Origin of the sequence: Pedobacter sp. (assembly GCF_045628745.1) — a bacterium.
Taxonomy (GTDB): Bacteria; Bacteroidota; Bacteroidia; order Sphingobacteriales; family Sphingobacteriaceae; genus Pedobacter.
On sequence record NZ_JAZQPU010000329.1, the window covers coordinates 1 to 3,223 of the forward strand.

2 protein-coding genes are annotated in these 3,223 nt (G+C 44.6%); both read left to right on the forward strand.

Features of this window, described 5'->3' with window-relative positions; translation table 11 throughout:
- On the forward strand, positions 1 to 2,143 hold a 2,143-nt coding region (locus tag ACR2F7_RS12150; RefSeq protein ID WP_432713828.1), incomplete at its 5' end, for a sodium-translocating pyrophosphatase.
- 117 nt (positions 2,144 to 2,260) lie between these two features.
- Positions 2,261 to 3,223, forward strand: a 963-nt coding sequence (locus ACR2F7_RS12155; RefSeq protein WP_432713829.1) for an amino acid permease, incomplete at its 3' end; no start/stop codon positions are given.

A 3,223-nucleotide genomic window follows, 5' to 3' on the forward strand; every position in this document is an offset into this window, starting at 1 on the left:
CAAGCAGGATGCAGGAGATGAAACAATGACAGAACTAGCGGGCCACATTGCTGACGGGGCAATGGCCTTTTTAAAAGCCGAATGGCGCGTGCTCACTTATTTTGTCATCATCGCTGGCGCCTTACTCGCCTGGTCGGGAACGATGAAAGGCACTGCCGAAAATCCAATTCATTCCAGTCCTGTTATTGCCATTGCTTTCCTTATTGGTGCCGTTTGTTCTGCCTTTGCAGGCTACATTGGTATGCGTATTGCCACAAAAGCCAATGTAAGAACTACCCAGGCTGCCCGAACCAGCCTTGCCAAAGCCTTAAAAGTATCTTTCACCGGAGGTACGGTAATGGGCTTCGGCGTTGCCGGACTAGCCATATTTGGTCTCGGGGGACTGTTTATTATTTTATATTACAGTTTTGTGCCTGCCGGAGCTGCTGCTTCAGGCATGGAAATGAAAAAAACCATTGAAGTGTTAGCGGGTTTTTCTTTAGGTGCAGAAAGCATTGCCCTCTTTGCCCGTGTGGGCGGAGGTATCTATACCAAAGCCGCCGATGTGGGTGCCGATCTTGTGGGTAAAGTCGAGGCTGGCATTCCTGAAGATGATGTGCGTAACCCTGCAACCATTGCCGATAACGTAGGTGACAATGTAGGTGACGTAGCTGGTATGGGTGCCGATTTATTCGGTTCTTATGTAGCGACTATTTTGGCAACCATGGTACTGGGACAAGAAATAGCTTCTGAAGACAACTTTTCTGGCATGGGCCCTATTTTACTGCCGATGTTTATCGCAGGTTTGGGTTTAATCTTTTCCATCATCTCATCCTGGTTTGTTAAAATCAATAAAGAAACCGACAGCGTACAAAACGCTTTAAATATTGGCAACTGGCTTTCCATTGTGTTAACTGCTGTAGCGGCTTACTTTGCCGTACGCGTCATGATGCCGGCAACCATGTCTATCCGTGGTTTTGAATTTACTTCTATTGCAGTGTACTATTCTATTTTAGTAGGCCTGGTGGTGGGTACGTTGATGAGCCTCATCACAGAGTATTATACAGCAATGGGCAAAAGACCGGTGCAGTCCATCATCAAACAATCATCCACAGGTCATGCCACCAATATCATTGGCGGTTTATCTGTCGGCATGGAATCTACGGTTTTACCCATCCTGGTGTTAGCATCAGGAATTTATGGTTCCTATTATTTCGCCGGTTTTTACGGGGTAGCCATTGCTGCTGCCGGTATGATGGCCACCACAGCCATGCAACTGGCCATAGATGCCTTTGGCCCTATTGCCGATAATGCGGGTGGTATTGCCGAAATGAGTGGCTTGCCTAAAGAAGTGCGGGAAAGAACTGATAACCTCGATGCGGTGGGCAATACCACGGCTGCTACGGGTAAAGGATTTGCCATTGCCTCGGCAGCCTTAACCTCTTTAGCCCTGTTTGCCGCTTTTGCCGGAATTTCGGGCATCACCTCCATTGACATCTATAAAGCCAATGTGCTGGCGGGTCTTTTTGTGGGTGGCATGATTCCTTTTATCTTTTCTTCACTCTGTATTTCTGCTGTGGGCCGTGCTGCTATGGCCATGGTGCAGGAAGTAAGAAGGCAGTTTAAAGAAATACCTGGCATTATGGAATATAAGGCCAAACCTGAATATGAAAAATGTGTGGCCATCTCCACCAAAGCCTCCATCAGGGAAATGATGTTACCCGGTGCCATCGCCTTAATTGTACCAGTAATTGTAGGGTTCACCTTCGGGCCAGAAGTATTGGGTGGTTTATTGGCTGGGGTAACAGTATCAGGTGTGCTCATGGGAATCTTTCAATCCAATGCCGGCGGTGCCTGGGATAATGCAAAGAAATCTTTTGAAAAAGGCGTACTTATTGATGGCACCATGCATTATAAAGGTTCAGAGCCTCACAAAGCTTCCGTAACCGGCGATACCGTGGGCGACCCTTTTAAGGATACTTCTGGTCCTTCCATGAACATCCTGATCAAGTTGATGTCTATTGTTTCTTTAATTATTGCCCCTCACATTGCAGTAGGGGTTCAGCAACAGTTGCAGACCAACATAAAGGCTCCACTGGAACTCAAACAGAAAAAAGATAAAGTAAGCAACAATATTACAATCAAGCAGGCAAAATATTATTAATAAAAGGGGGTTTCGAGAGAAATCCCTTTTATTTTTAAATTATTTTTAATTAGGTTTGGCTTTGATTTTTTACAAATATCAAACATTCATAAAAGAATTTTAACTAAACCTCAATCTATGTTATTCAAAAAGTCAATAGACTCCTTAATAGCGGAGTCTAATGAAAGTGGTGAAGGAACCCTTAAGCGCACATTAGGCGTAGGTAACCTCATCGCTTTAGGTATTGGTGCCATCATTGGTGCCGGCCTGTTTGTTAGAACAGCTGCTGCAGCAGCAGAGCATTCCGGACCGGCAGTTACCCTATCATTTATTCTTGCTGCATTGGGTTGCGCCTTAGCAGGTTTATGTTATGCAGAATTTGCTTCCATGATTCCTATCGCGGGTAGTGCCTATACTTATTCTTATGCCACCATGGGAGAAATGGTAGCCTGGGTAATCGGTTGGGATTTAGTCCTTGAATATGCCGTGGGTGCGGCAACAGTGGCCATCGCATGGTCAGAATACCTCAATAAGCTCATTGAAAACTTCGGGGTCTCCATACCTTACGAATATTGCCACTCTCCTTTTCAAACCTCTTTAGATGGTGTTCAGGGGATCATCAACTTACCGGCTTTATTCATTGTAATTTTATTAACCTTTGTATTGATCAGAGGAACACAGGAATCTGCTACCATCAACGGTATCATTGTTATCCTTAAAGTGGCTATCGTAGTGCTATTTATCGCTATCGGCTGGGGATACATGAACCCTGCAAACCACACGCCTTACATCCCTGAAAATTTAGGTGAAGTGAAGTTCCAAAAAGGTGAGCAGAGTTTCTATGATTTCTTCACTAACGATTTTGGTAAATTCGGACTAAGTGGTATTATCGCTGGTGCGGGTGTTGTTTTCTTTGCTTTTATTGGTTTTGATGCGGTATCTACTGCAGCACAGGAAGCAAAAAACCCGAAAAAAGATATGCCAATTGGTATCCTTGTTTCTCTTGCCATCTGTACTGTATTATATGTATTGTTCGGCCACGTATTAACAGGTGTAGCCAACTATTCAGAATTTGCAACTCAAGGTAAAGAAGCTTCTGTG